Origin of the sequence: Photobacterium satsumensis, assembly GCF_050336935.1 — a bacterium.
GTDB lineage: Bacteria > Pseudomonadota > Gammaproteobacteria > Enterobacterales > Vibrionaceae > Photobacterium > Photobacterium satsumensis.
The window spans coordinates 1-22,499 of the sequence record NZ_JAKJSK010000006.1; the positions used below are offsets into that span (position 1 = coordinate 1).

Here is a 22,499-nt window from a genome sequence, read left to right on the forward strand (position 1 = left end):
CATATGCAGGGCGATGTAGTCGGTTAGTACCTTGGTATAGAATTGCCATAAGTCTGGATCATTGATATAGCGGTCATCACCAGTCCAACGGTACTGCTCAAAGGCCTTTTCGACAAATTCAAATTGTGCCGGTACTTCTCGAACGAAGTAATCATCGTGGTGGTAATCGATGGTGTGCGGGGTGCCGTCGAAGTTGATAGCCCACAAGGTGTACCATTTACGCGGCTCGGTTGAGTGACGGGCAAAGGTTTGGAACATGGAAAGGTTTTCCGCCCCTAGGCCGGCTAACCAGCCACCACTGGCTTGGTGGAGGAAGTCACGCGAATAGAAGGCAGTTCGGTCGAAATACCCAGCCCAGTAGGAAGGGATATAGTCAGCAGTGCCGCTACCGTCGTTGTTACGCTCATCACGGTTAACTAGGCCGCTTTGGCCGGTCATCACAAATTGCTTGGTTTTATCGATGGCCCAGTTAAAGGCATCTTCAAGCTCGGTGTTAGAGGATGAAATGGTGACTTCTTTCTCGCTGACCTGGCCGCTAACCGTCCAAGTTTCACTTTTTCCTTTTTCATTGATGACATCAACCGTTATTGGGTTCGAGAAATCAACAATGTCACCTTGGCGCAGGCTAGTTTGGCTTTGAGGTGAAGCCAATAGGTTGCTTATCGTTAATTGGGTTACGTCTGTGTCATAAGGTACTGAAAACTCAATGCGCTGCTCATTACGATTAATCGTGGTTGTACCGGATTGCTCGGCGACATTGAATTGGATGATTTGGTTGAATGCCGGCAGCTTGTCGTTTTTCGACTTAGCTAAAGTGACATTATCAATACTGACGGCTGTTTTGTCCGAACCGGAGAAAAACACAGAAAGCACTTCGCCTTCTTCAAGCGCAATATGTTTGATTTTGTTTAGCGAGTATTGTCTGTTTGCACCAACCTGCTTTGATAACAAGGTTTCTCCTGCCAAGTTCTTCAGTCCAAACTGACCGCCTTGTTTATCATTCTGAATAAAGGCTGATAAATCGTAATAGGCGGTTTCGGGAACGGTGATGATTTGGCTGATATGGTGCTCGGCACCAATAGCGATACGACCACGGTACGTACCCTCATAAGCACCGTCGCTACGAATATTGGCAAACCAATAACTCCATCCCAGCCCTTTATCTTCAAAGCCCGGATTATGGATAACATTACTTTCATTCGTGTTTGTGCTGGCGTTAGCCAAGCCGCCAAATAGGATACCTGAGAGTACTACTGCCATTGCTGTAGGTTTCATTTAGACCTCATGCTTGTTGTTGTTTTGTTCACGTTGGCAGTTATATTGGCATGCGGATTTAGGTGAAAGCGTCACGAATAATCACACAGGTATCCTGTTTTCTAAGATAGTGTGAGCAAGTTAACGTTGGCTTTCGGGTTCACTTTGGTGCTTGAAGCACATTCGCCCTTTGTTTTTCAACTTGATGTGTTCGTGTAAGTTGTATGTCTTGTTATTGATGTAATTTTTGCAGCGGATGCCTGTGGTGGTGATCGCGGAACACTGGACCAATCCACCGGTTTTTAGCCACTCAAGATAGTCGACATATCTTTCTTTGTAGTAATAGACGATAAGATCTTTGGGGTGTTTCAAGTAATATGAAAGTTGCTCAAAGTCTAATTCAATACTGTCTGTGTTATTCATTGGGTTTTGAATATGTACTTCAAAACAAGGTTTGTAGTAATCATCAAAGACCACTTTATGGATGTTAAGGTGTGGATTGTCAAAGTTGATTGTCAGCAGTGATTGAATGTTAGTGATGGAAGCTTTGACTGTTTCTTCAAATTGTTTGTTAAACATATGGGACTGGCTCTTTTTTAACTTTTGGCCATTGTCTAATATTTAGAAAATTAGGCTAATCGATTCAACCTATTACTTTGATGTGTAAATACAATAGGTGATAACCTGCTGATTTAACAAAATTAAAAGCCCGCCAAGTATACACTTAGCGGGCTTACGATAAGAAATTTGAACGGTGATTACAGTGTAGAGATATAGTGTAGAACGACGTTTTTCACGAACTTCTGGTTATCCGTTGCCGTTGATGGGTCGTACTTGCCACCGTTTGTCAGGTTGTTCGATAGGATACGAATACCTAGGAATGGAACGCCGTAGGCTTCAGCCATCATTGCTGCAGAAGCGGTTTCCATTTCTTCAACGCTGGTGCCGTAGTTTTCGTGTAGCCAGTTCATGCGATCGATTTCATTGTTCCAGAAGTTTGCTGAAGCGATAGTCCCCTCAACAACTTTACCGCGCTTATGCGTTTCTTTTACTGCGTGAGCAGAAGCTAACAGATCTTCGTTACCTGCATAATAACGAACCTTTTCAGCATCAGCCGCAGCATCGCCTTCACCTGCGCTGCTTTCAGATGCCATCACATCCATCGGGATCCAATCCATAGGGTGAGAACCTTCGCCTTCAGCAAGGCGAGGTGTCTTGAAGTTGCCTGCATTAAATGATCGCTTGCCTAGAACAATATCACCAACATTGAGTGACTTGTCATGGCCGCCAGAAGTACCTTGGTTGATGATGGCGCGTGGTTTGTAGCGCTCGATAGCAATCGCTGTTGCCGCCGCCGTATTCTCTACACCTTTGCTGGTTTTGGTCACTACGATTGGATAGTCGTTAAGCATACCAATATAGAAAGTGAAGTTACCGCTGTGTTCGATGCGAACATCCTTAAGCAAGTCAGCGAAGTACTCCGCTTCGATAGGCATTGGGCCTTGGATTAAAATTGGCTGCTTTGGTGCTTCGTGTGATGGGACGATGACGCTCTTCACGGTTGAAGCCGTTGCGACAGTTGAAAGTAGTAGTGCACCGATGGTGAATAACACTTTTTTAGATTGCGATAGCATAGGGGGATCCTTGTTTTTAGCTTAAGCGCTTAATTGTCTACGGCGGGGAATATACAGCGCAATCGTTTGCGTCGCCAGTGGTGTTTGTAAATAATTATATCAATTTGGAATAAACCACTAATAAGTAATGGTAAATATGAGAAGTTTCTTGGTCGCGAAACACAATGAAACAGGTCACATATCCAGCGATATTCGTTCACAATTCAGTAAAAGTTCCACTATGTGGGAACCGTGTTCCGCAAAATGGAACGTTGACCATGGTCACATTTTCTAAAATTCCAGCACGCTATATTTACCCCATCAGAAATTGGGGGGCGTGACTATGAGTTCTAAACAAGGCAATCAGGCATTAAACAAAGCTATCGCAGTGATCGATGCTATTGCTGATGGACACCGCCAATTGAAAGATATTTGTGAATTGTTGGATTTACCTAAGTCGACTGTTCACCGCATTCTGCAGGGCTTGATTGAAGCGCGCTATGTTCGCGAAGTGAAAGGTATTGGCCTAGTGCTTGGGACGAAGATGATCCAATTGGGGATCCGTGCCCAGCAAGATATGCCACTTAAAGAGATAGCGAAGCCATTCTTACGGGCATTGGCTGAAGAAACGCAAGATACCGTACACCTTGGGATCAAAGATGAGGATGAGATCTTCTATCTCGATAAGATCCCGGGCGAAAGGGCGATACAACTTCGCTCCCAAGTGGGTGACCGACTGCCGATGGCGGCAACCGGTATTGGGAAAGCGTTGATGGTTGATATGCCTAAAACAGAATGGCAACGTCTAATCAAAAAACAACAGGGCGTTGATTTAGAAGCCATGCTAGTCCGCATGGAAGAATACGCTAAAAGTGATTACAGCTTTGATCTTGAAGATAATGAAGATCTCGTACGATGTGTAGCAGTGCCTATCCGCAACAAATACAATAATATTATTGCTGCTATTTCCGTTACCAGTATTAAAGAATATATGCCCGATGAAAGAATGCAGGCACTTATTCCCTTAATGAAATCATATAGTCAGAAGATATCTGAACAACTTAACTAACCTCTACAAATAACGAACTATCGTTATATATAAGACCTATTAGGAAGATACTATGTCTAGATCAGGTAAAATTCTAGCCATTGGTGGGATTTTTATCGCCTCCATTATTGGCGCCGCTATTGTAACGAATGGCAATAATACAACAACGACAGCAAATTTAGCCTGTGAATCTCAAATTAAAACCCTGCGTTTTAGTATGAGTTCCAATACTCAGCATCCTATTTATGATGGCGCGAGTAAATTTAAAGAGCTTGTTGAAAAATCAACGGATTTAACCGTGGATATTTACCCTTCGGCGCAATTAGGCGATGACCGAGCAGCGATTGAAATGCTGCAGTTGGGAACACTGGATGTGTCCATTCCATCAACTGCACCATTGGCAAACTTTTATCCGGAATATAATGTTTTTGATCTTCCTTTTATGATCCCGAATGAAGCGGTTGCCGATAAAGTACTACGTAGTGACTTTGCTGATGGTATGTTGGACATGCTGCAATCTCGTCGCTTGATTGGTTTGGATTTTTGGGAGAATGGCTTCCGCCACCTAACCAACTCGCGCCGTACAGTGACAAACGTTGATGACGTAAAAGGCTTGAAAGTCCGTACTATGGAAAGTCCGCTACACCTTGATGCTTGGAAAGCACTGGGTGCGACACCAACACCTATGGCCTTCAATGAACTGTTTACCGCGCTTCAGCAAGGTACGGTTGATGGGCAGGAAAACCCATACCCGAACATTGCACTGAATAACCTCTATGAAGTGCAAGAGCAAATGACAGATACTGGCCATGTTTACACACCGCTGGTACTGATTTTCAGTGAGGCGAGCTGGAATAAGTTGAGTGCCTATGATCAGGCGGCAGTGCGTCAGGCTGCAGTCGAGGCTGGGGATTACCAGCGTGAGGTTAACCGCCGCGTTAATAACGATAGCCTAGATACTATTAAGGCCAATATGCAGGTCACTGAGCTTACACCGGAAGCGCGTAGTGAATTCCGTAAGGCGACTGAATCTGTGGTTGATAAATACCGTGATGTAATCGGTGGCGATATCATTGATTCATTCACTAAAGAAATTGCCAAAGCTGAAAAAGAATCAGCGGTTCAGTAACTGAAATAAGCCACTCTATCGGTATTTCCGCTTGGTGAAGGTAATTACCAAGCGGAATAAGGAAAACCTTATGATTAAATGGTTAGATAAATACTTAGAAAATACATTGGCCTGTATTTTACTCGCGGTGATGGTTATTGCGATATTTACTCAGGTTGTGACACGTACGTTAGATATATCCCTTTCTTGGACTGAAGAACTTGCCCGTTATTGCTTTATTTGGCTGGTTTATATCGGAGTGAGTTTTGCGGCTTCGCGCAAGAGTCATATTAAAATTGACGCGATTGCGATGTTATTGGATGACAAAGAAAAGAAGTATTTGTCGTTGCTAGCTGACTTCGTTTTCTTTACGTTTGCATGTTTTATTCTTTTCCACTCTACGCAAATGGTTTTGGAGCTTTATCACCTTGGTCAAACTTCGCCAGCGCTAGGGTTGCCAATGTGGATTGTGTACTTAGCTGGGCCGGTTGGCTTTGGGCTTACGTCGTTTCGTTTGATTCAGCAAATGATTATCACTTTTGATGAGCTTGAAGCGATCAAGCTTGGCCAAATCAAAGCTAGCGAATAAGGAAGGGAAGCATGTCTATATTTATTCTTTTTTCAACCTTTGCCTTCTTGGTGGTCTATACCGTGCCGATTGCGATCGCACTGGGTATCGCTACCTTGGTAACGATTCTTTCAACAGGAAACCTGAGTGTTGATTTCCTAGTAAGCACGCTTATTACCTCTGTTGACTCTTTCCCTATCATGGCCGTGCCGTTCTTTATCTTGGCCGGTGACATCATGGGAAGCGGCGGCATCTCCCAGCGCTTGGTGAATTTTGCTAACTCATTAGTGAAAAATATCACCGGTGGCTTTGCCATTGCCTCAATCATAACCTGTATGTTCTTTGCGGCGATTTCTGGTTCGGGCCCGGCTACCGTTGCTGCTGTTGGCGGCATCATGATCCCTGCGATGATCAAATATGGCTATGACAAAGGCTTTGCTACTGCGGTTGTGACTGCTGCCGGTGCAATTGGTGTGATGATCCCACCGAGTATCCCAATGGTGATGTATGGCGTGTCTGCTAGCACATCAATTGGCGACTTGTTTATTGCCGGTGTTGTCCCTGGCCTTCTTGTGACATTTTGCTTGATTGTTTGGGCGTATATTTATTCCAAGAAGAAAGGCTACAAGGGATCTGATGAGCCATTCTCATTCAAAGAAGTGTTCGAACAGCTCAAGCATGCGCAGTTGGCGCTGCTTATACCTGTGATCATCCTGGGTGGTATCTACGGCGGTATCTTCACGCCGACCGAAGCCAGTGTGGTGGCTGTGGTATACGGTTTGGTTGTCAGCCTGTTTGTCTACAAGGAAATCACGTTCAAGGATCTACCGCAGATCTTCACCAAATCTGTCCTGACCTCAGTAATTGTATTGCTAATTGTCGGTACGGCGACTGCCTTCGGTAAGTACTTGGCACTTGAGCAAATCCCAACACAAATTGCCAATGCCATGCTGGCTTTCTCTGACAGCAAAATTGTCTTTATTCTGCTGATGGTCGCGCTACTGCTTGTTGTGGGCTGTTTCATGGAAACCGTTGCCGCCATCATCATCCTGACACCAATCCTCGTGCCAGTAGCCATGCTGTTCGGATTCAATCCGGTACACATCGGTATCATCATGGTTGTCACTCTGGCTATCGGGTTTATAACCCCACCGCTTGGCTTGAATTTGTTCGTCGGTTCGAGTGTTTCGGGGATCTCCGTTGAACGCCTGTCGAAAGCCATTGTGCCGTTCTTCGTCGCAATGCTGATTGCCCTGATGTTTGTCATCTTCATCCCGCAACTGTCTCTGGCACTGATTTAATAAGGTAACACTATGAAAATTATTGACGTTATTCCTCACGCGATTTCTGTACCGCTGGAGCAACCGTTCTATTTCTCGCAAGGCTGGGTGCATAACCGTAGCTCGCTGATTGTGGAAATCGTGACAGATGAAGGGATCACAGGGTTTGGTGAAGCGCTATGTCATGGCCTGCAACCACCGCATATTGCTGCTGCGTTCATTGAGCATGCTTTCAAACCACTGCTGCTTAACCGCGACCCGTTTGATGTCGAAGTGCTGTGGGAAGAGATGTACAACTTGACCCGTCCGTATGGCCAAGGTGGCTCAGCGGTCAATGCTATCAGTGGCGTTGACATTGCGCTGTGGGACATTATGGGTAAGGCGCTTAATCAACCAATCCACAAACTGATCGGCGGTGCTTTCCGTAAAGAGGTAACGCCATACGCGACAGGTTTCTACCGCGTAGAAGGGGCGACTTACCCTGCTGATTCTATCGACGAGGCGCACCGTCATGTCGAGTCTGGTTTTGGTGCATTCAAGCTGAAGATCGGGTTTGGTATCGACGAGGATGTCGCGTTGATCCGAGCGATCCGCGAAGCGGTGGGTGATGATGTGAAGATCATGGCTGACGCTAACGGTGCCTACAGCGTCGGGGCGGCACGCCGCATCATCAAGGAAACCGAAGAGTATAACCCGTACTTCCTCGAAGAGTTGCTGGCACCGGAAGATCTGGAAGGCTACCAGCAGATCAAAAACCTATCGAAAACGTATATTGCGGCGGGTGAACAGGTCTTTGGCAAAACGGGCTACCGCCCATGGCTTGAAGGTAATGCACTCGACATTATCCAGCCGGATCTGTGCTCGTCGGGTGGTATTACCGAGTGCAAGAAAATTGCGGCGATGGCACAGGCTAACAATACCCGCATGATCCCGCATGTCTGGGGCTCGGGCATTGGCATTGCGGCATCACTGCAATTCATTGCTTCATTGCCAGCTGCACCGCTTTCATTGAACCCGATTGAGCCAATGCTTGAGTACGACCAGTCTTCTCATCCATTCCGCAAAGACTTGATTTGTGACGGTATCAAGATGGTCGAAGGCAAGGTTCAAATATCGACTAAGCCGGGTATCGGCGTAGATGTAAACCGAGAGATCATCGAACGCTATAAGATCAACTAACTTTCTGAATTTTAATATTTTGCCCCGTGATAGCGGGGCAATGCTAGGGATCTTGTCGAATGATGAAAAAACAATTACCAGCACATTGGCTCGTTATTGACTGGGGAACGACGAACTTCCGTGCTTTTGCGATGGGCAAGCAAGGTGACGTACTCGATAAGGTTGAGTTGTCGCTGGGCCTGTTGCAGGTAAAGGAAGGCGAGTTTGCTATCGAACTGGAAAATGTGTTGTCAGACTGGCTAGACGAGTATAAGCACCTGCCTATTTTCATGGCCGGTATGGTGGGCTCACAGCAAGGTTGGGCCAATGTCGATTATGCGCCGACTTCGGTGTCTGCCCGGCAACTTGCCGATAAAGCATACCGGTTCGAACTACCGTGGGGAGCAACTGCAACGATTGTTCCCGGTGTCAGTCATCAAACTGAAAATGGTTTGTACGATGTGATGCGAGGTGAAGAGGTGCAGCTTTTTGGTCTGGCGAAGCTAACAGGTATGGCTGACTTAGTTGCGGTTATGCCGGGAACTCACAGCAAACATGCCGTCTTTAGCAAGGGGGAATTGGTTGAATTCTCATCCTATATGACCGGCGAGTTATTTTCTGTGATTTCAAAGCATACGATTTTGGGGCGAGGCTTGCCGGAAGCGGAGCCGCTAACCGATGACTTGGTATTTCTTAAAGGCGTAAGTGAAGGGCAGGGAGAGCAGCTTACCAATACCTTGTTTATGGCGCGAACCCATCGCTTGTTCGACAACATTACCGATGCAGAAGTACTGGATTACCTATCCGGTGTGTTGATTGGCAATGAACTCAAAGCGCTAGACGTTAAACAGGCGCAAGTCTACCTGGTGGGGGGAAGTAAGCTGTGCGAACGCTATCAACTTGCCTGCCAAGAACTTGGCATCGAATCAACCTATATCAATGGCGATGAGTGTTTCATTGCCGGAATGGCTGCAATTCAAGAGGTAATGAACAATGACAACTAAACCATTTAACTTGGCTGATAACTTGCCTCTTGTGGCGATCATCCGTGGTGTGACACCGTCTGAAGTGATTGATGTGACACAAGTGCTTATCGAAGAGGGCTTCACCATGATTGAAGTTCCACTCAACAGCCCTGATGCGCTAGTCAGTATCAAGACGCTGGTGGACCACTTCGGTAGTGATTACTACATTGGTGCGGGTACGGTTACAACGCCAGAGCTTGCTCAGCAGGTTATTGAAACGGGTGCAAATTTAGTGGTCACACCAAACTACAACGAAGACGTCGTTAAAATGTCGGTTGAAGCGGGCTGTGCCACTTTCCCTGGCGTAGTAACACCAACAGAAGCTTTTGATGCAATTGCTGCAGGAGCAACCGGTCTCAAGCTGTTTCCGGTAACCATGCTGGGTACGTCAGGTTTCAAGGCGCTTAAGTCAGTGTTGCCGCCAGATGCTATTTGCTTGCCAGTAGGGGGCATTAGCCCAAGTGTTGATAGCATGAAACCGTATACAGAGTTGGGTGCCCAAGGCTTCGGTTTAGGTGCTGCGCTATATAAGCCGGGTATGAGTATCGATGAAGTTAGAAACAATGCGAAGGCTTATGTGGAAGCCTTTCATGCCTGTTAAGGTAACGCTGAATAAGTTGGTGAAATAATAAAGGAAGCCTTATGGCTTCCTTTCTGTTTAGGAGCTTATCGTGCCCAGAGTTCAATGATTCTGAAGTTGTTCCACTCCCTTAGGCGTTTGGCGTCTGGATCGTTATTGCCGTTACAGACTAAGCGGATACTTTGGGCCGAAACGGTGCCGAGAGATAGCTCAATGAGCTGATCACTATCCCCTGGAGTTGTGATATCTATGAGCTTGTTAAATACAGTACCGTCTTCGCTATATTCGACGGTAAAGAAGTACTGGCGTTGGTCACCCTTGGCTTGCGCTACTTTCAATGTGTGTATTTGATGCTGCTGGTCGAAATGTAACGTGAAAGGAAGCCCTTTGCCTTTTGCTGACCACTTGGTTTCTAATTGACCATCAACAGCATGGCTTGGTGGCTCATCCGGCTTTTGTTGTTCAGCTTCAATGGATTGTGGGGTAACTTGATAATCACCGAGCCCACTGTCGCAGCTTGAGAATAGAGGTAGCAACTGCGGGTTAAACTTTTTCAATGATGGAAATAGGTATTCCAGACCATCAGGAGAAACGCCAAGCCAATTTAATAGTGTGGCATGAAGTTGATCGCTCGCCAGAGTCGGGATCATTCTGCCGCGGCTGAGTGATTGTTCGCCATCAATCACAAGTGATGGCCATTGGCCAAAAATCTGGTTGCCGTTTAAGTCGCCACTAATGACCAAGTGATTACTTCCCCAGCCATGGTCCGTGCCGGAGGCATTCGGCTCTACGGTTCGACCAAATTCTGAAAACGTAAAAGCGGCAACATTTTCGGCAAGCCCATCTTCTTTTAGTTTAGAAAAAAGTACGGCTAGACTGGCTGCGAGAGTCTCAAATAGACTGTGCTGATCTCTTAGTTGGTTTGAGTGGGTATCAAACCCGCCTAAGTTTAGCGAAAAGCACTGAACATCTTGTGATAGTTGGGCTCGCTCTTTGATCATCAGATAGACACGGCGGCATTGCTGGCCAAAGTCAGAACTTGGAAAACCAAGATCACTATCATCAGAGATGATGCTGCTAAAGAGCGTATATTGTTCACGTGCCCTTTGGCTCTCAGTACTGAAATACTGTCGATGGATGTTGCTATCTAATGAGTCGGCTTTACGTAGTTCGCTGAATAGGTCTTCTGCCTGCTGGTAACCATCAAAGTTATAGTCTGGTGGTAGTGAGTTACCTAATAGGCTTGGGGTTATATTCCTTGAGTATGCCCAAATATTCGATGACGATGACATTGAGTACATTGGTGATGTATCACTATAGCCATTGATAACGAGGTCAAGTCCTTCGCCGCCCCAACCATCTTGTTTGAGGCTGGTACTCGTATTTGTTTGAACTATTTGCGACTGGTAGTTATGCGCATAAAGCTTATCTGGCAACAGTGATGGATCATTTTGAATTTGCTCTTTTGTCACTGGCTGTAACAGTGGTCCAGTGTTTACAATCGGAGCGGCAAGGCCTAAGTCGAAAAACGTTTGTAACGGGGCTAAGGCCGGATGCAAACCAAGTTGGTTAGAATCATCATTTAGATAGAGCGGAATGATATCATCAAACTTGATTGCTAAATTTTCTCTAGCTGTAGAATATTCCTGGTATTTAACGTCTTCCCGCGGGATGAACATATTAAATCCGTCGCACCCACCGGATAAGTTAATGGCAATTAAAGCCTTATATTGCTTTGGTTCGCAGGTATCAAAAGCTCGAGCAAGCGTGCTATTCATACTTAGGGTTGAGATGCCTATGCCACTGATACTTGATTTAATAAAATTTCTTCTTGATAGTTTCATAGCTTAACCCTGAGTGTGAAATGATGGCGAAAAGATCAACTGGATAAATAGTTGCCACAGTCTTGTATTACTACTTCTATTGCTTGGTGTTGCTATGAGGTAGTTGCGGACGGCAGACCGTACATTTTCTGGCATGGTATAGCCAAATAAACACTGATCAAGTTTCGTAATTAATTCTTCATCTTCGAAACCTTCAAATAAAGATTTGAATTCAGAGAAGTCATACTCTATACCATGCTGATGACAGGCACGGCGAATTTGGTCGTGGTAATAATGGCAGTCTATCCAGTTATATACCGCAAACTCAGGGCTAACATGTTTGTCGAAAATACCGTCATTTGGGGCATCATCAGGCTGGTAATAGTAAAATACTGACGGTGAGGCCATTGGCCAGAAGCGCTGCCCCCGCCAGGCGTACAAATTATCCCAAATTAACTGACCAGCTTTGCGCTGCATGCCCAAAGCTCGGTGTGCGTGTATATAAACAATTTCTGGTTCACGGAGTTTTCCATCATATTGCCCACCAGTTTGTCTTGCTTCTTGATCATCAAGGATTGCTGTGATGGTTGCTGACATATCTCCGTGGGTGCGGTTAAACGCCGATGCAACTCGCTTTACGTAGTCTGGGCTAGGGTTAGCTGTAACCATTTTTTTGATAAAAAATTTGGCAATAAATGGTGCGGTGTTTGGATGGCTACTTAGCATATCCAATACCTGCTGCATTTCATCTTTTGCGCTTAAGCCGGCTGGGATCTCTAGTCCCAGTACATTTTTACTTTCTGGATCATGGGTGCCACTATCGACCATTGGCTTTAGCCAATTTTTGTCATCCAGTTTCCAACCGGTAAATACGCGGGCTAAGTTTTCTATGTCTTTCTGCGTGTAGCTTGGGGTTTCCCGGCCATGGCTATCGAGCACAGGAGTGCCATCTAGATTGAGTAAATATGGCCCTATGGTGAAGAGCTGTAAAATTTCACGGGCGAAGTTCTCATCAGGGCTTTTGCCCTCAACATAGTTGTTATCTCGGTAAGTTAAAAACTCACCCATTATTGCGTGCAGGGCCATAGCGCCAAGCGTTGATCTGAACGTACCAAGACAATTATTGGCTAATTGATCATAGTAATGAGCAAAGGCAATTTTCCTATCATGGCTGCGAAGGGTCGGTACTGTTTTGCTGACAACAAATAGCTGTGTGAATATATAGGCGACACGCTGGCGTAATATATCTGTCTTTTCAACGGCCATATACATCCAACTACAATTAAGGTGGACATCAGTCCAGCCAGGTTTTGAATGGTTTTCTTGCTGGTACTCGAATAGGCTTTGCCATGAAGTTGGTGGTAGCTCTTTTTGGCTTTCAACCCACTCGGCAACACCTGAATATGAGAGAAAGCTATTTATATCACTTTCACTTGGACCTAAAGTACTTTGTACTAGCGTCCGATAAGCTTGACGGTAATTTTCTGCCATTACTTTTCCTTGCGTATAAATTAATTATGTTTATCGGTAAGTAAGCTGTGTTTGTTTTATGTTATTGCTTTTATTAATGTCAATATATCAATGCTCATAACCATATAAAGAATATTGATATATAAGTGAGAAATTATTTCCAGAATTAGCCATTTATTGTTTATTTAACTTTTCACTGACGTTGTAGTAAATGCACACAGAGAGAAAATTGAAGTGGGTACAGTCCCCAAATTTGTTGCGCGTTTTTATGCCATTGACTAATGTGTTTTAACGATTATTCTTTTTTGATGTTGCTAAGTATCTGAGAGGAGAAATGCCAATGGCAAAAGAATATAACCCACCTCAAATTTGGACTTACGACAGTGAAAACGGTGGGGAATGGTCCAGCATCAATCGCCCAGACTCTGGCGCTAGGCATGAACAGGCATTGCCTGTCGGTTCTCATCCCCTGCAACTTTACTCGATGGGGACGCCAAATGGGCAGAAAGTCACGATCATGTTGGAAGAGCTGCTGGCCGCCGGGGTTTCTGAAGCGGAGTATGATGCCCACTTGATTAGAATTGGCGAAGGTGATCAGTTTTCATCTGGCTTTGTTGAGGTGAACCCTAACTCTAAAATTCCTGCGCTGGTTGACTACTCCGTTGAAAAGCCGATTAACGTCTTTGAGTCTGGTGGTATTTTACTTTATCTCGCTGAGAAGTTTGGTCACTTTCTACCACAAGATGTAGCTGCAAAGACCAAGGTAATGAACTGGTTATTCTGGCTTCAAGGCTCTGCGCCATACTTGGGGGGCGGATTTGGTCATTTCTATGCCTATGCGCCTGAGAAATTTGAATACCCAATTGACCGCTTTACGATGGAAGCCAAGCGGCAGTTGGATGTGCTTGATAAACAGTTGGCGAATAATGCGTTCGTGGCTGGTGATGAATATACCATTGCGGATATGGCTATCTGGCCGTGGTATGGCAATTTGGTACTGGGCAAGCTTTATGATGCAGCTGAGTTCTTGCAGGTGGAGCAATACACGCATTTAGTCCGTTGGGCCAAAGAAATTGATGCCCGTCTTGCGGTACAGCGCGGCAAAATGGTCAACCGTACCTGGGGGGAAGAGTGGGAACAGGTACCCGAACGCCACAGTGCCAGTGATATTGATGAGGCGTTGAAGCGGAAGCCTTAGCCTTTGTGCAACAATCATTGCTATAAATGCTCACGCTGCTCGTGAGCTTTGCTTATGGTTACGTAGAGGTTACAAGCAAGTCGCGAGAAATGGCTGAGTAAGAATAACAGCCATTTCTCGCTGGATCCCTTATTGCCTGCTTGCTAACTACATTGCTATCAGTTGCTTTGTTAATGTGTAGGCTGCATCACCAAGGAGAAGAATACCAATCAGGAACAGGATTCCTATAGCACCCTTCTTAAAATTATTATTGATAAATACGATGAGCTTTTGGGTATATTTTGGATATAGCATCACAATCCCCATAATCAATATAAAGGGCGTCAAAAAGACGAAATTATAAAATGCGGCTAATAGTAAAGACATCGGTAAGCCGGCATCTAGACTGAGTATTTGGCTGATTGCGCCCAAATAGGGAAAAGCCCCAGGTACGCCTAAAACAGTTAGCGTTGCTCCGAGCAAGTATGCATTACCTGATGGAATATTTATTTGGTTATTGCTATCGCTATTGCTCGCAAGTGCTCTGTATGACTTGACCGACATGAAGACAATCAGTAGCCCAATGAAAATCTGAAGTATATACCTGATATTACTGTTGAAAATCTCACTGATGAATGGACCTAGTGTATCTACAGCAAACTCGCCGCCGAGTAGCATTATCAGCCCGAAGATCATGCAGACAGTATATATTCCCAGCAAAAAAGAGAAAGTGCCGGAAAAAGGTTTCTTGTTACCAAGCAGACTGATAAACGGAATAATGCCTATTGATACCATGGAAGTGCTATCGAAAAGAGAGATAGCAACCAAAATAGGAAGGATGGTGATAACTTCGTGAAGCAGATCAACTTGAGAAAAAAACATGTTATGCCCTTAATGGGCCGTCCCATATCTTTACTCAAATGCTGAGGTCGTCCTCAGTTGCTTTTATATTGTGATTTTTACCGAATGTAAAGCGATTTACTTCAGTCAAGCACGATTAATTCGACGCTACGATAGCTCGAATGATGCTAATAGCAATTTAAATCATTGACTTGTATGCCTGCCATTCAATCTCGATAGGATACTGCAGGCTGAGCTCATTGTTAGGCTTTTTATGTCGGACTATCTGTCTTTGCTGCAGTTGCCAATCGAGCTCCGTTTTTGACACTCAGGCTGCTGTTTGAGTTCATCCAGCCATCTTCTGTGGTAAGAGTGAATGTTTCGGCTGGTGAAGTATTTGGTCAACCAAGTCATCCCGCCGCGTTGGGTTGATTCTGTTAAGATAACACAACCATCATCGGTCGGTTCTATCAGCCATGCATGGTACATATCGACATCACCACATTTTCCTTTCCATGCGATCCGCTCATGGGGGATATATTCCACAACGGTACAATCAAAATGCAGAGCCCTTGCTCTCCAACGAAAGATTGTTCCCTTATGCAGTTCGACGCCATCACCATTGATGATCTGTACTGATGTTTTGGCCCGCCCCCATTGGGGCCAGCAAGGGGCATGGATGAGACTGGACCAGATAGCATCGGCTGTTGCGGGGATCAGTGTTTCGTTTCTCACATGCAATTGCGCATTCTTGGGGTGGTAATATTCAGGCCAATGGATTTCCTTGCTGGTCGTCATCGTGTTTGCCTTTTGCTGTGAAGTATTTAAAGACTAATACGGATAGTGTGATTTCACTAGTTGGTCAGGCACCACAGAGCTTCTGTGTCTGTCACTAGCTTTTTCGGAGGTACTTTCCGGGCGTAACGCCAAATTGTTTTTTGAATATGGAAACAAAGGCAGAGACGGAATCGTAGCCGCATTCCAGGGAGACCCTGGTAACCGGCGTGCCAGATTCCAATCGGTTTAAGGCTTCAAGTAACCTGGCTCGTTGACGCCATTGCTGAAACGTCAGCCCTGTTTGTTGCTTGAAAAGTCTGCTGACGCTTCGACCTGATAAGCCAACGAGCTCCCCGAGTTTTTCAATGTCCCTCGGCTCTTCGGGATGTACCTGGAGAAGATCAGCGAGTGTGGCAAGGCGTTTATCACTTGGTATCGTTAATTGAGTTGCCGCGGGGGGAAGGCAAGCTATTTGATCGATCAGTACTTGCGCCAACCGCCCGTCGGCACTGGTGATGTTGTAGTCAGTGGGAAGCTCACAAAATTGCAGGGTGAGTTCGCGCACCAAAGGGGTAATGCTACAGACTCTTGGTTGTTTCCATTCTTTACCGGGTAATGATGTGGTGTCGATATAGAGACTTCGCATTTGCGCGGCGCCATTGGAAATCACCTTGTGCTCAATCCCCTCGGGGATCCAAATTGCAAATTGAGGAGGGGCCACATAATGGCCTTGGCGGGTATGGACGATGAGCATGCCTTCGGCTGCATAGGACCACTGGCCCCAACCGTGGGTATGCCAGTGGGTTTGGCTACCGGACTGCTGCCAACTTTCGACTCGGGCATAAACGGGACGGGGGAGCTCCCTAAGTAGGGGGACTTGCCTATGTTGTCTCTGGCTTCTGCTGATTGTCTGTTTCATAACCTGCCGGGGATATAGTGGGCTACTTTGTCCTATTATCGATAAAAGTTATCTTCTTTGCGATAGCAGGAAGTTCTCACCAGCGTATCCTATTAGCTAAACGTTGCCAATGGATGGCAGGCAAGCTGGAAAGGTGAGAGTGTGTTCAAACAAGTTATCAATTACTTCAAAAAAGAATGGTTTTTAAGCGGAATGCTAGTCGCGGTTGCGTTAGCAGCCATAATGCCTTCCGTTGGACAGTCAGGTGGAATACTTCAGTTAGACCAAGTGACAGCTGTGGGTATTGCCGTTATTTTCTTCTTGCATGGTATTGGACTGTCGCCGAAAGCGATTAAAGCCGGTATCACTAACTGGAAGCTGCATCTCTTTGTTCAGAGCGCGACCTTTATAGCCTATCCATTGCTCTGGCTTATTTTCGGTAATGTTTTCCATGCCATGATGCCCGCCGCATTGGCCTTTGGTTTCTGTTATTTATTTGTATTGCCGAGTACGATTTCGTCATCGGTCGCTATGACCAGTGCGGCCAAAGGCAATGTACCGGGAGCGATTTTTAATGCCTCACTATCCAGCGTATTGGGTGTGCTGATCACACCATTGTTAATTCAATGGTTCATGGGGATGGAAGGGGTCGAGATGGATATTATTGATACCGTAGTGTCCATTTCTTCTATGCTGCTGCTGCCAATGATTGTTGGTCAACTGTTACGTCCGGTACTTCTTAAGCTTTTGGAGAAACGAAAGTCAATCATCAACAAAATCGACAAGTGGGTAATCCTGCTTATTGTCTTCAATGCATTTAGTGATTCGGTGAAAGATGGGATCTGGTCTGATTTTGCCTTAAGTACTTTGGCGATGGCCTTGCTGCTCACCACCGTTATCTTGTTGCTGGTGGTACACAGTATGCAGTGGATTGCCCGTAAGGCTGGCTTTAATCGTGAAGATGAAATTGCCGCTGTATTTTGTGGCACCAAGAAAACCTTGGCGGCTGGCGTGCCTATGGCAAAAGTGATTTTTGGGGCTAATCCGATGCTGGGCATGATGTTGCTACCAATTATGTTCTATCACCAAATCCAGATTTTTTATTGTGCGATCCTGGCTAATCGTTATGCGAAAGAGAGTGAGCAAGCAGCCGAACAAGCTTCAGCTGAGCCCGCTAATGCTGGTTAATTGCTTTAAATAGATATATAGAATAAAAAACAGTCACCGGATGTTCGATAACATTGGGTGACTGTTATTTTATGTCCGTTTAGTCAGAAAGGTCGCGTTAGCCTTTGAGCAAGGTGGTCAAGCTGGGAATACTTGCTTGGATGGTATAGCCGCCTTTTACCTTATCGACCAGAACGTCTGCCCCTGCTTCTTGGACTATCACAATGCCGGCCATGATATCCCAGGCGTTGATGAAATCTTCACGGAAGCCATCAAATTGCCCCGATGCGACATGGGCGAGTCCCAGTGCTGCTGAACCGTGGCGGCGGTGCTCTATTCCATGGTCAAGCAGGCGTTGCATTGTACCTAGGTAGTTTTCCAAAGGCATTTTTGCTGAATACCCCAGATCTACCAAGCCAACGACATCTTGACTATCTCGGTCGACAGTCAGACGCTTGTCATTTAACCATGCGCCTTCACTTTTAATCGCAGAAAATAATTCATCATGGCATGGGTCGTAAATGGCACCGATGACAGGCTCGTCATTGACGACATAAGCGATAGAAACACACCACATAGGCTGTTTACGCAGGAAATTGGTTGTGCCGTCAATGGGGTCGACAACCCAAGTCCCGGTGCCCGATTGTGTATGGGTGTGCGTAGTTTCCCCGCTTTCTTCTCCTAGAAAGCTATCTTCGGAGAAGTTAGCTGCCAGTTGTTGGCGGATGAAATTTTCCGTTTCACGATCGGCTATGCTGACGAAGTCTTGTTTGCCTTTGACGTCTACGGCAAGGCCTTCTTCCTTGAGCTGGTTTTGATAGTTCAAGGCCAGTGAACCTGCTTCCCGTGCTAGTTGGCAGGCAAAGCTATAGCGATGTAGTAATTCGTTTTTCATTTAGTACCTAACTATTAATTTCTAGCTTTTGCTCTTGTCTCCACTGGCGGTAAGCTTTACTGAAAGCAAAAGGGTGATCGATATTAACCATATCAGGTTGTAGCTTGATCAGTGCTACCCATTTATCAATATTGGCATCGGGATAACGTAACATTGTTTTGATGCCAAAATCGCGACATAGACTGAATTCATTCAAGTTATCAATCTGGTAATCAAATTCGACGATAGCGGGTTTACCTGCCTCAATTAAGCTCAGTAAAGACTCAAAGTCTTGTCGACGTCTCATGAGCTTTGCTTCTGGGTAATGGGTGTTCAGCTGGCTTAGGTAGTCATTATTGAAACTCCAAAAGAAGCAGCGCTCAAGGGCGTTGTTTTGTTTTACTTCAGCGATGACCTGATCAACGTCAGCGTCCTTTAGCTCGACATAGAGTTGGCCGTCAAATTGATTGGCCAGCATAAGGTAGTCCGAAAACAGGCTGACATACTGAGCGTCAAAGCTTGGGTTGTACCAGCTGCCAGCATCGCAGTTGAGGAGCTGTTGGCTGCTGAGCTCCCGGATAGGCCCTGATAAATCAGTAGTACGATCAGCTGTATGATCGTGGATCACCATTAATTTACCATCAGCACTGGTATTGAGATCCAACTCGATCACCATTGCACCCATGCGATAGCCGATGGTTGCACTGGCTATCGTATTTTCTGGTGCGACATCATTGGCACCGCGGTGTAAAACCAGTTCAACCGGGTTAGATGGATGTGGTTGGTAGCGAGTAATCAGTTCCGGAAGATCAGAGCAGATCCCAATCACAGGCATCTGGATAAGCTTTGCTATCTCGCTAGGGCGTTCTTCATGCCAGATCACCACTGGGAGGTTACGTGCTTGGGCTTTGGCGAATAGCTCTGGAGTGAGATGTTCATGAGGTGTTTCTGACGCTCTTTCCCAGCAGAGATGGATCATGTCGGCTTTCGACAATTGTGCTTGCTCAAACGGACATTCATTGGCACGAACTAGCACCGAAAGTGGGTATGCAGAGCCATGGTTATCCAGCTCTTCGACCCATTTGGAAATAAAACTACCTATAACGACGTTGTCATAAGGTGTTTGCTCAAGAAGACGCAGTACTTCGATACCAGCGCCTTCACCTTTTAGCTCGATATACAAGCCGCAGTCGGTTGCAATGGCGAGGTCAAGCACTTGCTGGAACGTCGGGACGGTTTCTCCATTGTAGAGGGCATGCTGTTGGAGTTGCTCGTTGGTTAACTGAGAGATGTTTTTATCAATACCAGCGGTATGCTCCAAGTTGTCATCATGGCTGACCACACAAACACCGTCCGCTGTTAATCGTACATCTATTTCCCACATTTCAGCGTTAAGTTTGGCCGCGTAGGCAAAAGCTTCTAGGGTGTTTTCCAACTTGTGACCACTGGCACCGCGATGGGCAATACATAAAGGGAATGATCGAGCGCGGTGGATGAGTCTTTCTAAACGTTGCTGCCGTAACATTCAAGCAGTCTCCATAATGATTAATGCATGGTGGTTTACGCTGCCCAAATTTAAGGTGTAACGTGTCTATTTAGGCGGTTGATCATTATTGGAACCGCAGATGACATTGCAATGACTCAAGCTTGAAAGCTGGATGACAGAGTTTTCCAAAATGTGATTGAAAATATAGAAAGGTCAACACGCCCGAGTAAGCCATTGAATTAAAAGTTTCATTGCCGGTGAAATCTGGCTTTCGGGGTAAACCAGATAATAGCCCTTTCCAGATGTAACGGTATTTGGGTTGGGCATAACTAGGCGTTGACTGTCTAGATCTGGTTTGGCTAAGGTCGTATCACCAATGGCAATACCGAACCCTTGAAGTGAAGCACTCACGGCCAAGTCAAGCGTCGCAAAATGCTGGTTTTGAGTGGCGAGTGCAGGCGGGTTATCAGCATTGTTGCTGAGCCAAAGTTGCCAATCACTTTTATCTGGCGTTGCATGTAGCCAAGTAAATTGACTCATTCTCTCGGCTGACATGACTTCTTCATTACCCACTATCAGCGTGGGTGAGCACATCGGTGCCAGTATTTCCTTAAACAATAAGTTTGCGGACAGTTCAGCTGAATGTGGCTTGTGTCCATAGCAGATTGCAGCATTGAAAGGCTCAGTCGAAAAGTTCACGCTGTGGTTAATGGCGGAGGTCAGCTCGACATCAATCTCTGGGTGGGCTTGCTGAAAGGCCATTAATTTTGGCAAAAGCCAGGTTGTGATGCAGCTTGGTGCCTTCAACTTTATCAGGTTCTTATCAGCACTGACTTTAGTGACGGCATGCTGGATTTGATTGATCGCTTTTTCTATCTGCGGAAGGAACTCTCGGCCTTTGTCCGTTAAGGCTAAACCTCTCGCTTGACGGTGGAACAAGGTTGTCTGCAGCCTATTTTCTAATGCGATTATTTGGCGGCTAATCGCCCCCTGGGTGACATTCAGTTCATCTGCAGCACTGGTGAAACTGAGTGTTTTCGAGGTAATCAAAAAGGCAGTGAGTTCTTTGATGGTCGGTAGATCCTTCATTAGCTGCATCCCTTCCTTAGCTATGAGGTTTTCTCATGGCTAGTATGCCGATTTATCGATTCATTTATCAAGAAGAAACTGCATATAATGATTTTAAATTCTTTAAATGTGATTATTTATGCTTTAGTGGTGAGTTTTATTGAAGCATTTTCGCGAATGGAGTTCCTAGATGAAATCACTGGCAGAAAAAATTGCGCCTGATGCTATAAAAAAACTCATACCTTACCAGTCTGCTCGCCGGATTGGGGGCGACGGCCATATTTGGTTGAATGCTAATGAATTAGAGGCCAGTTGCGTCTATGAGGGGCAGCAAGGTGATTACCACCGATACCCCGATTTTTTGCCCGATGAGCTTGCTAATGCGTATTTGACTTACTGCCAAACCCATACTGAATTTATGGGTGGTAATGCGGTTGCGTTGCGCGGTGCTGATGAAGCTATCGATTTGCTGGTGAGGACGTTCTGCCAGCCGGGTAAGGACAAAATCATGGTGTGTCCTCCGACTTATGCGATGTATGAGTTTTGCGCCGATTCGATTGCGGTTGAAACGGTCAAAGCCCCTTTATTATCTAATTTTCAATTGGATGTGGAGACGATTGCTTCACAGTTAGACTTAGTTAATATTCTGTTTCTTTGCTCACCAAATAACCCAACGGGTAACGTTATTTCTCATGCAGACATTATTACCTTGCTGGAGCTGGCGAAAGATAAAGCGCTAGTGGTTGTCGATGAGGCCTATATAGAATTCGCTCCGCAAACGACGGTCGTTGGCTTAATTGAGCAATACCCTAACCTGGTTGTTATTAGAACCTTGTCTAAAGCCTTTGGTCTTGCCTCGATCCGCTGTGGTTTCTTGCTGGCAGATGATAGTGTGATGGACTTGGTGGCCCGATTGATTGCGCCTTATCCGATTGCTGATCCGACCGCTGAAATTGCCCTGTCAGCGATGACGGAAAAGGGTATTCAGCAGATGAACGCTCAAACGGACGAGCTCATTACCGTCAGAGAGTGGTTTGCGTCAGAGCTTAACCAGCTTGAGATTGTCGAACAGGTATTTATGTCATCGACTAACTTTTTGCTGGTCAAATTCAATTCGCCAACATGTATGTATCGCTATTTGTGCAGCAAGGGGATTGTCACCCGGAATCAGGCCCACGAGCCGGCATTGTCCAATTGCGTCAGGATCACGATTGGTTCAAAAGAAAGTATGTGTGAAACGCTTCTTGCCCTTAAACAGACGGAAGCAGAGAAAATATAAAAGGAA

At 45.7% G+C, this 22,499-nt stretch carries 20 protein-coding genes and 1 pseudogene; 10 read left to right on the forward strand and 11 right to left on the reverse strand.

The window, feature by feature from the left end:
- The 3 genes and pseudogenes from L4D79_RS00165 to L4D79_RS00175 form a co-directional block, all read right to left on the reverse strand.
- Positions 1 to 1,275, reverse strand: a pseudogene (locus tag L4D79_RS00165) (hypothetical protein); the annotation flags it as partial.
- Positions 1,276 to 1,395: 120 nt separating this feature from the next.
- A complete protein-coding gene (locus tag L4D79_RS00170) occupies positions 1,396 to 1,833 on the reverse strand; it encodes a hypothetical protein (protein ID WP_428645728.1) in 438 nt (145 codons plus the stop codon).
- A gap of 179 nt (positions 1,834 to 2,012) precedes the next feature.
- The gene (locus L4D79_RS00175; RefSeq protein WP_428645731.1) at positions 2,013 to 2,888 is read right to left on the reverse strand and encodes a 5'-methylthioadenosine/S-adenosylhomocysteine nucleosidase; all 876 of its coding nucleotides are present in this window, start codon (positions 2,886 to 2,888) and stop codon (positions 2,013 to 2,015) included.
- A 322-nt stretch (positions 2,889 to 3,210) separates the two neighbouring features.
- Here L4D79_RS00175 and L4D79_RS00180 point away from each other — a divergent pair, with 322 nt between their 5' ends.
- The 7 genes from L4D79_RS00180 (at position 3,211) to L4D79_RS00210 (ending at position 9,655) form a co-directional block, all read left to right on the forward strand.
- Entirely contained in the window at positions 3,211 to 3,936 is a 726-nt protein-coding gene (locus L4D79_RS00180; protein ID WP_428645734.1) for an IclR family transcriptional regulator, read from the forward strand.
- A 52-nt stretch (positions 3,937 to 3,988) separates the two neighbouring features.
- Positions 3,989 to 5,044: a TRAP transporter substrate-binding protein gene (locus L4D79_RS00185; protein WP_428645737.1), complete on the forward strand. Its 1,056-nt coding sequence runs from the start codon at positions 3,989 to 3,991 to the stop codon at positions 5,042 to 5,044.
- Between the two features lie 70 nt (positions 5,045 to 5,114).
- Positions 5,115 to 5,612, forward strand: coding sequence for a TRAP transporter small permease (locus tag L4D79_RS00190; protein ID WP_428645739.1), 498 nt, complete (start codon positions 5,115 to 5,117; stop codon positions 5,610 to 5,612).
- Positions 5,613 to 5,623: 11 nt separating this feature from the next.
- The gene (locus L4D79_RS00195; RefSeq protein WP_428645742.1) at positions 5,624 to 6,892 is read left to right on the forward strand and encodes a TRAP transporter large permease; all 1,269 of its coding nucleotides are present in this window, start codon (positions 5,624 to 5,626) and stop codon (positions 6,890 to 6,892) included.
- A gap of 12 nt (positions 6,893 to 6,904) precedes the next feature.
- Positions 6,905 to 8,050 (forward strand): mandelate racemase/muconate lactonizing enzyme family protein, encoded by a 1,146-nt coding sequence (locus tag L4D79_RS00200; RefSeq protein ID WP_428645745.1) that lies wholly within the window; start codon positions 6,905 to 6,907, stop codon positions 8,048 to 8,050.
- 59 nt (positions 8,051 to 8,109) lie between these two features.
- A complete protein-coding gene (locus L4D79_RS00205; RefSeq protein WP_428645748.1) occupies positions 8,110 to 9,033 on the forward strand; it encodes a 2-dehydro-3-deoxygalactonokinase in 924 nt (307 codons plus the stop codon).
- On the forward strand, positions 9,023 to 9,655 hold the full coding sequence (locus tag L4D79_RS00210) for a 2-dehydro-3-deoxy-6-phosphogalactonate aldolase (RefSeq protein ID WP_428645751.1): 633 nt from the start codon (positions 9,023 to 9,025) through the stop codon (positions 9,653 to 9,655). Before L4D79_RS00205 ends, L4D79_RS00210 begins: the two co-directional genes overlap by 11 nt.
- 65 nt (positions 9,656 to 9,720) lie before the next feature.
- Here the strand turns inward: L4D79_RS00210 and L4D79_RS00215 are convergent, their stop codons facing one another.
- Together L4D79_RS00215 and L4D79_RS00220 are read right to left on the reverse strand one after the other, a co-directional pair.
- Positions 9,721 to 11,478 carry a DUF1501 domain-containing protein gene (locus L4D79_RS00215; RefSeq protein WP_428645754.1) on the reverse strand — a complete coding sequence of 586 codons (1,758 nt, stop codon included), beginning with the start codon at positions 11,476 to 11,478 and terminating at the stop codon, positions 9,721 to 9,723.
- A gap of 3 nt (positions 11,479 to 11,481) precedes the next feature.
- Positions 11,482 to 12,948 carry a DUF1800 family protein gene (locus L4D79_RS00220; protein ID WP_428645757.1) on the reverse strand — a complete coding sequence of 489 codons (1,467 nt, stop codon included), beginning with the start codon at positions 12,946 to 12,948 and terminating at the stop codon, positions 11,482 to 11,484.
- 319 nt (positions 12,949 to 13,267) lie between these two features.
- Here L4D79_RS00220 and yghU point away from each other — a divergent pair, with 319 nt between their 5' ends.
- Positions 13,268 to 14,125 (forward strand): glutathione-dependent disulfide-bond oxidoreductase, encoded by an 858-nt coding sequence (yghU, locus tag L4D79_RS00225; protein ID WP_428645760.1) that lies wholly within the window; start codon positions 13,268 to 13,270, stop codon positions 14,123 to 14,125.
- A gap of 147 nt (positions 14,126 to 14,272) precedes the next feature.
- On the opposite strand, the gene L4D79_RS00230 is transcribed toward yghU, so the two are convergent.
- The 3 genes from L4D79_RS00230 to L4D79_RS00240 all read right to left on the reverse strand — a co-directional run bounded on the left by L4D79_RS00230 (position 14,273) and on the right by L4D79_RS00240 (position 16,640).
- The gene (locus tag L4D79_RS00230) at positions 14,273 to 14,986 is read right to left on the reverse strand and encodes a GAP family protein (protein ID WP_428645762.1); all 714 of its coding nucleotides are present in this window, start codon (positions 14,984 to 14,986) and stop codon (positions 14,273 to 14,275) included.
- A gap of 240 nt (positions 14,987 to 15,226) precedes the next feature.
- The gene (locus tag L4D79_RS00235; protein WP_428645764.1) at positions 15,227 to 15,742 is read right to left on the reverse strand and encodes an SRPBCC domain-containing protein; all 516 of its coding nucleotides are present in this window, start codon (positions 15,740 to 15,742) and stop codon (positions 15,227 to 15,229) included.
- A gap of 94 nt (positions 15,743 to 15,836) precedes the next feature.
- A complete protein-coding gene (locus L4D79_RS00240) occupies positions 15,837 to 16,640 on the reverse strand; it encodes an AraC family ligand binding domain-containing protein (RefSeq protein WP_428645766.1) in 804 nt (267 codons plus the stop codon).
- Between the two features lie 141 nt (positions 16,641 to 16,781).
- Here L4D79_RS00240 and L4D79_RS00245 point away from each other — a divergent pair, with 141 nt between their 5' ends.
- Positions 16,782 to 17,807 (forward strand): bile acid:sodium symporter family protein, encoded by a 1,026-nt coding sequence (locus L4D79_RS00245; RefSeq protein ID WP_428645769.1) that lies wholly within the window; start codon positions 16,782 to 16,784, stop codon positions 17,805 to 17,807.
- A 97-nt stretch (positions 17,808 to 17,904) separates the two neighbouring features.
- Here L4D79_RS00245 and L4D79_RS00250 read toward each other — a convergent pair whose 3' ends face one another.
- The 3 genes from L4D79_RS00250 to L4D79_RS00260 form a co-directional block, all read right to left on the reverse strand.
- On the reverse strand, positions 17,905 to 18,681 hold the full coding sequence (locus L4D79_RS00250) for an inositol monophosphatase family protein (protein ID WP_428645772.1): 777 nt from the start codon (positions 18,679 to 18,681) through the stop codon (positions 17,905 to 17,907).
- Between the two features lie 7 nt (positions 18,682 to 18,688).
- On the reverse strand, positions 18,689 to 20,185 hold the full coding sequence (locus L4D79_RS00255; RefSeq protein WP_428645775.1) for a glycerophosphodiester phosphodiesterase family protein: 1,497 nt from the start codon (positions 20,183 to 20,185) through the stop codon (positions 18,689 to 18,691).
- A 174-nt stretch (positions 20,186 to 20,359) separates the two neighbouring features.
- Positions 20,360 to 21,235, reverse strand: coding sequence for a LysR substrate-binding domain-containing protein (locus L4D79_RS00260; RefSeq protein WP_428645778.1), 876 nt, complete (start codon positions 21,233 to 21,235; stop codon positions 20,360 to 20,362).
- 169 nt (positions 21,236 to 21,404) lie between these two features.
- Here L4D79_RS00260 and hisC point away from each other — a divergent pair, with 169 nt between their 5' ends.
- Complete coding sequence (gene hisC / locus L4D79_RS00265; RefSeq protein ID WP_428645781.1) at positions 21,405 to 22,493, forward strand: histidinol-phosphate transaminase; 1,089 nt, start codon at positions 21,405 to 21,407, stop codon at positions 22,491 to 22,493.
- Positions 22,494 to 22,499 lie beyond the last annotated feature (6 nt).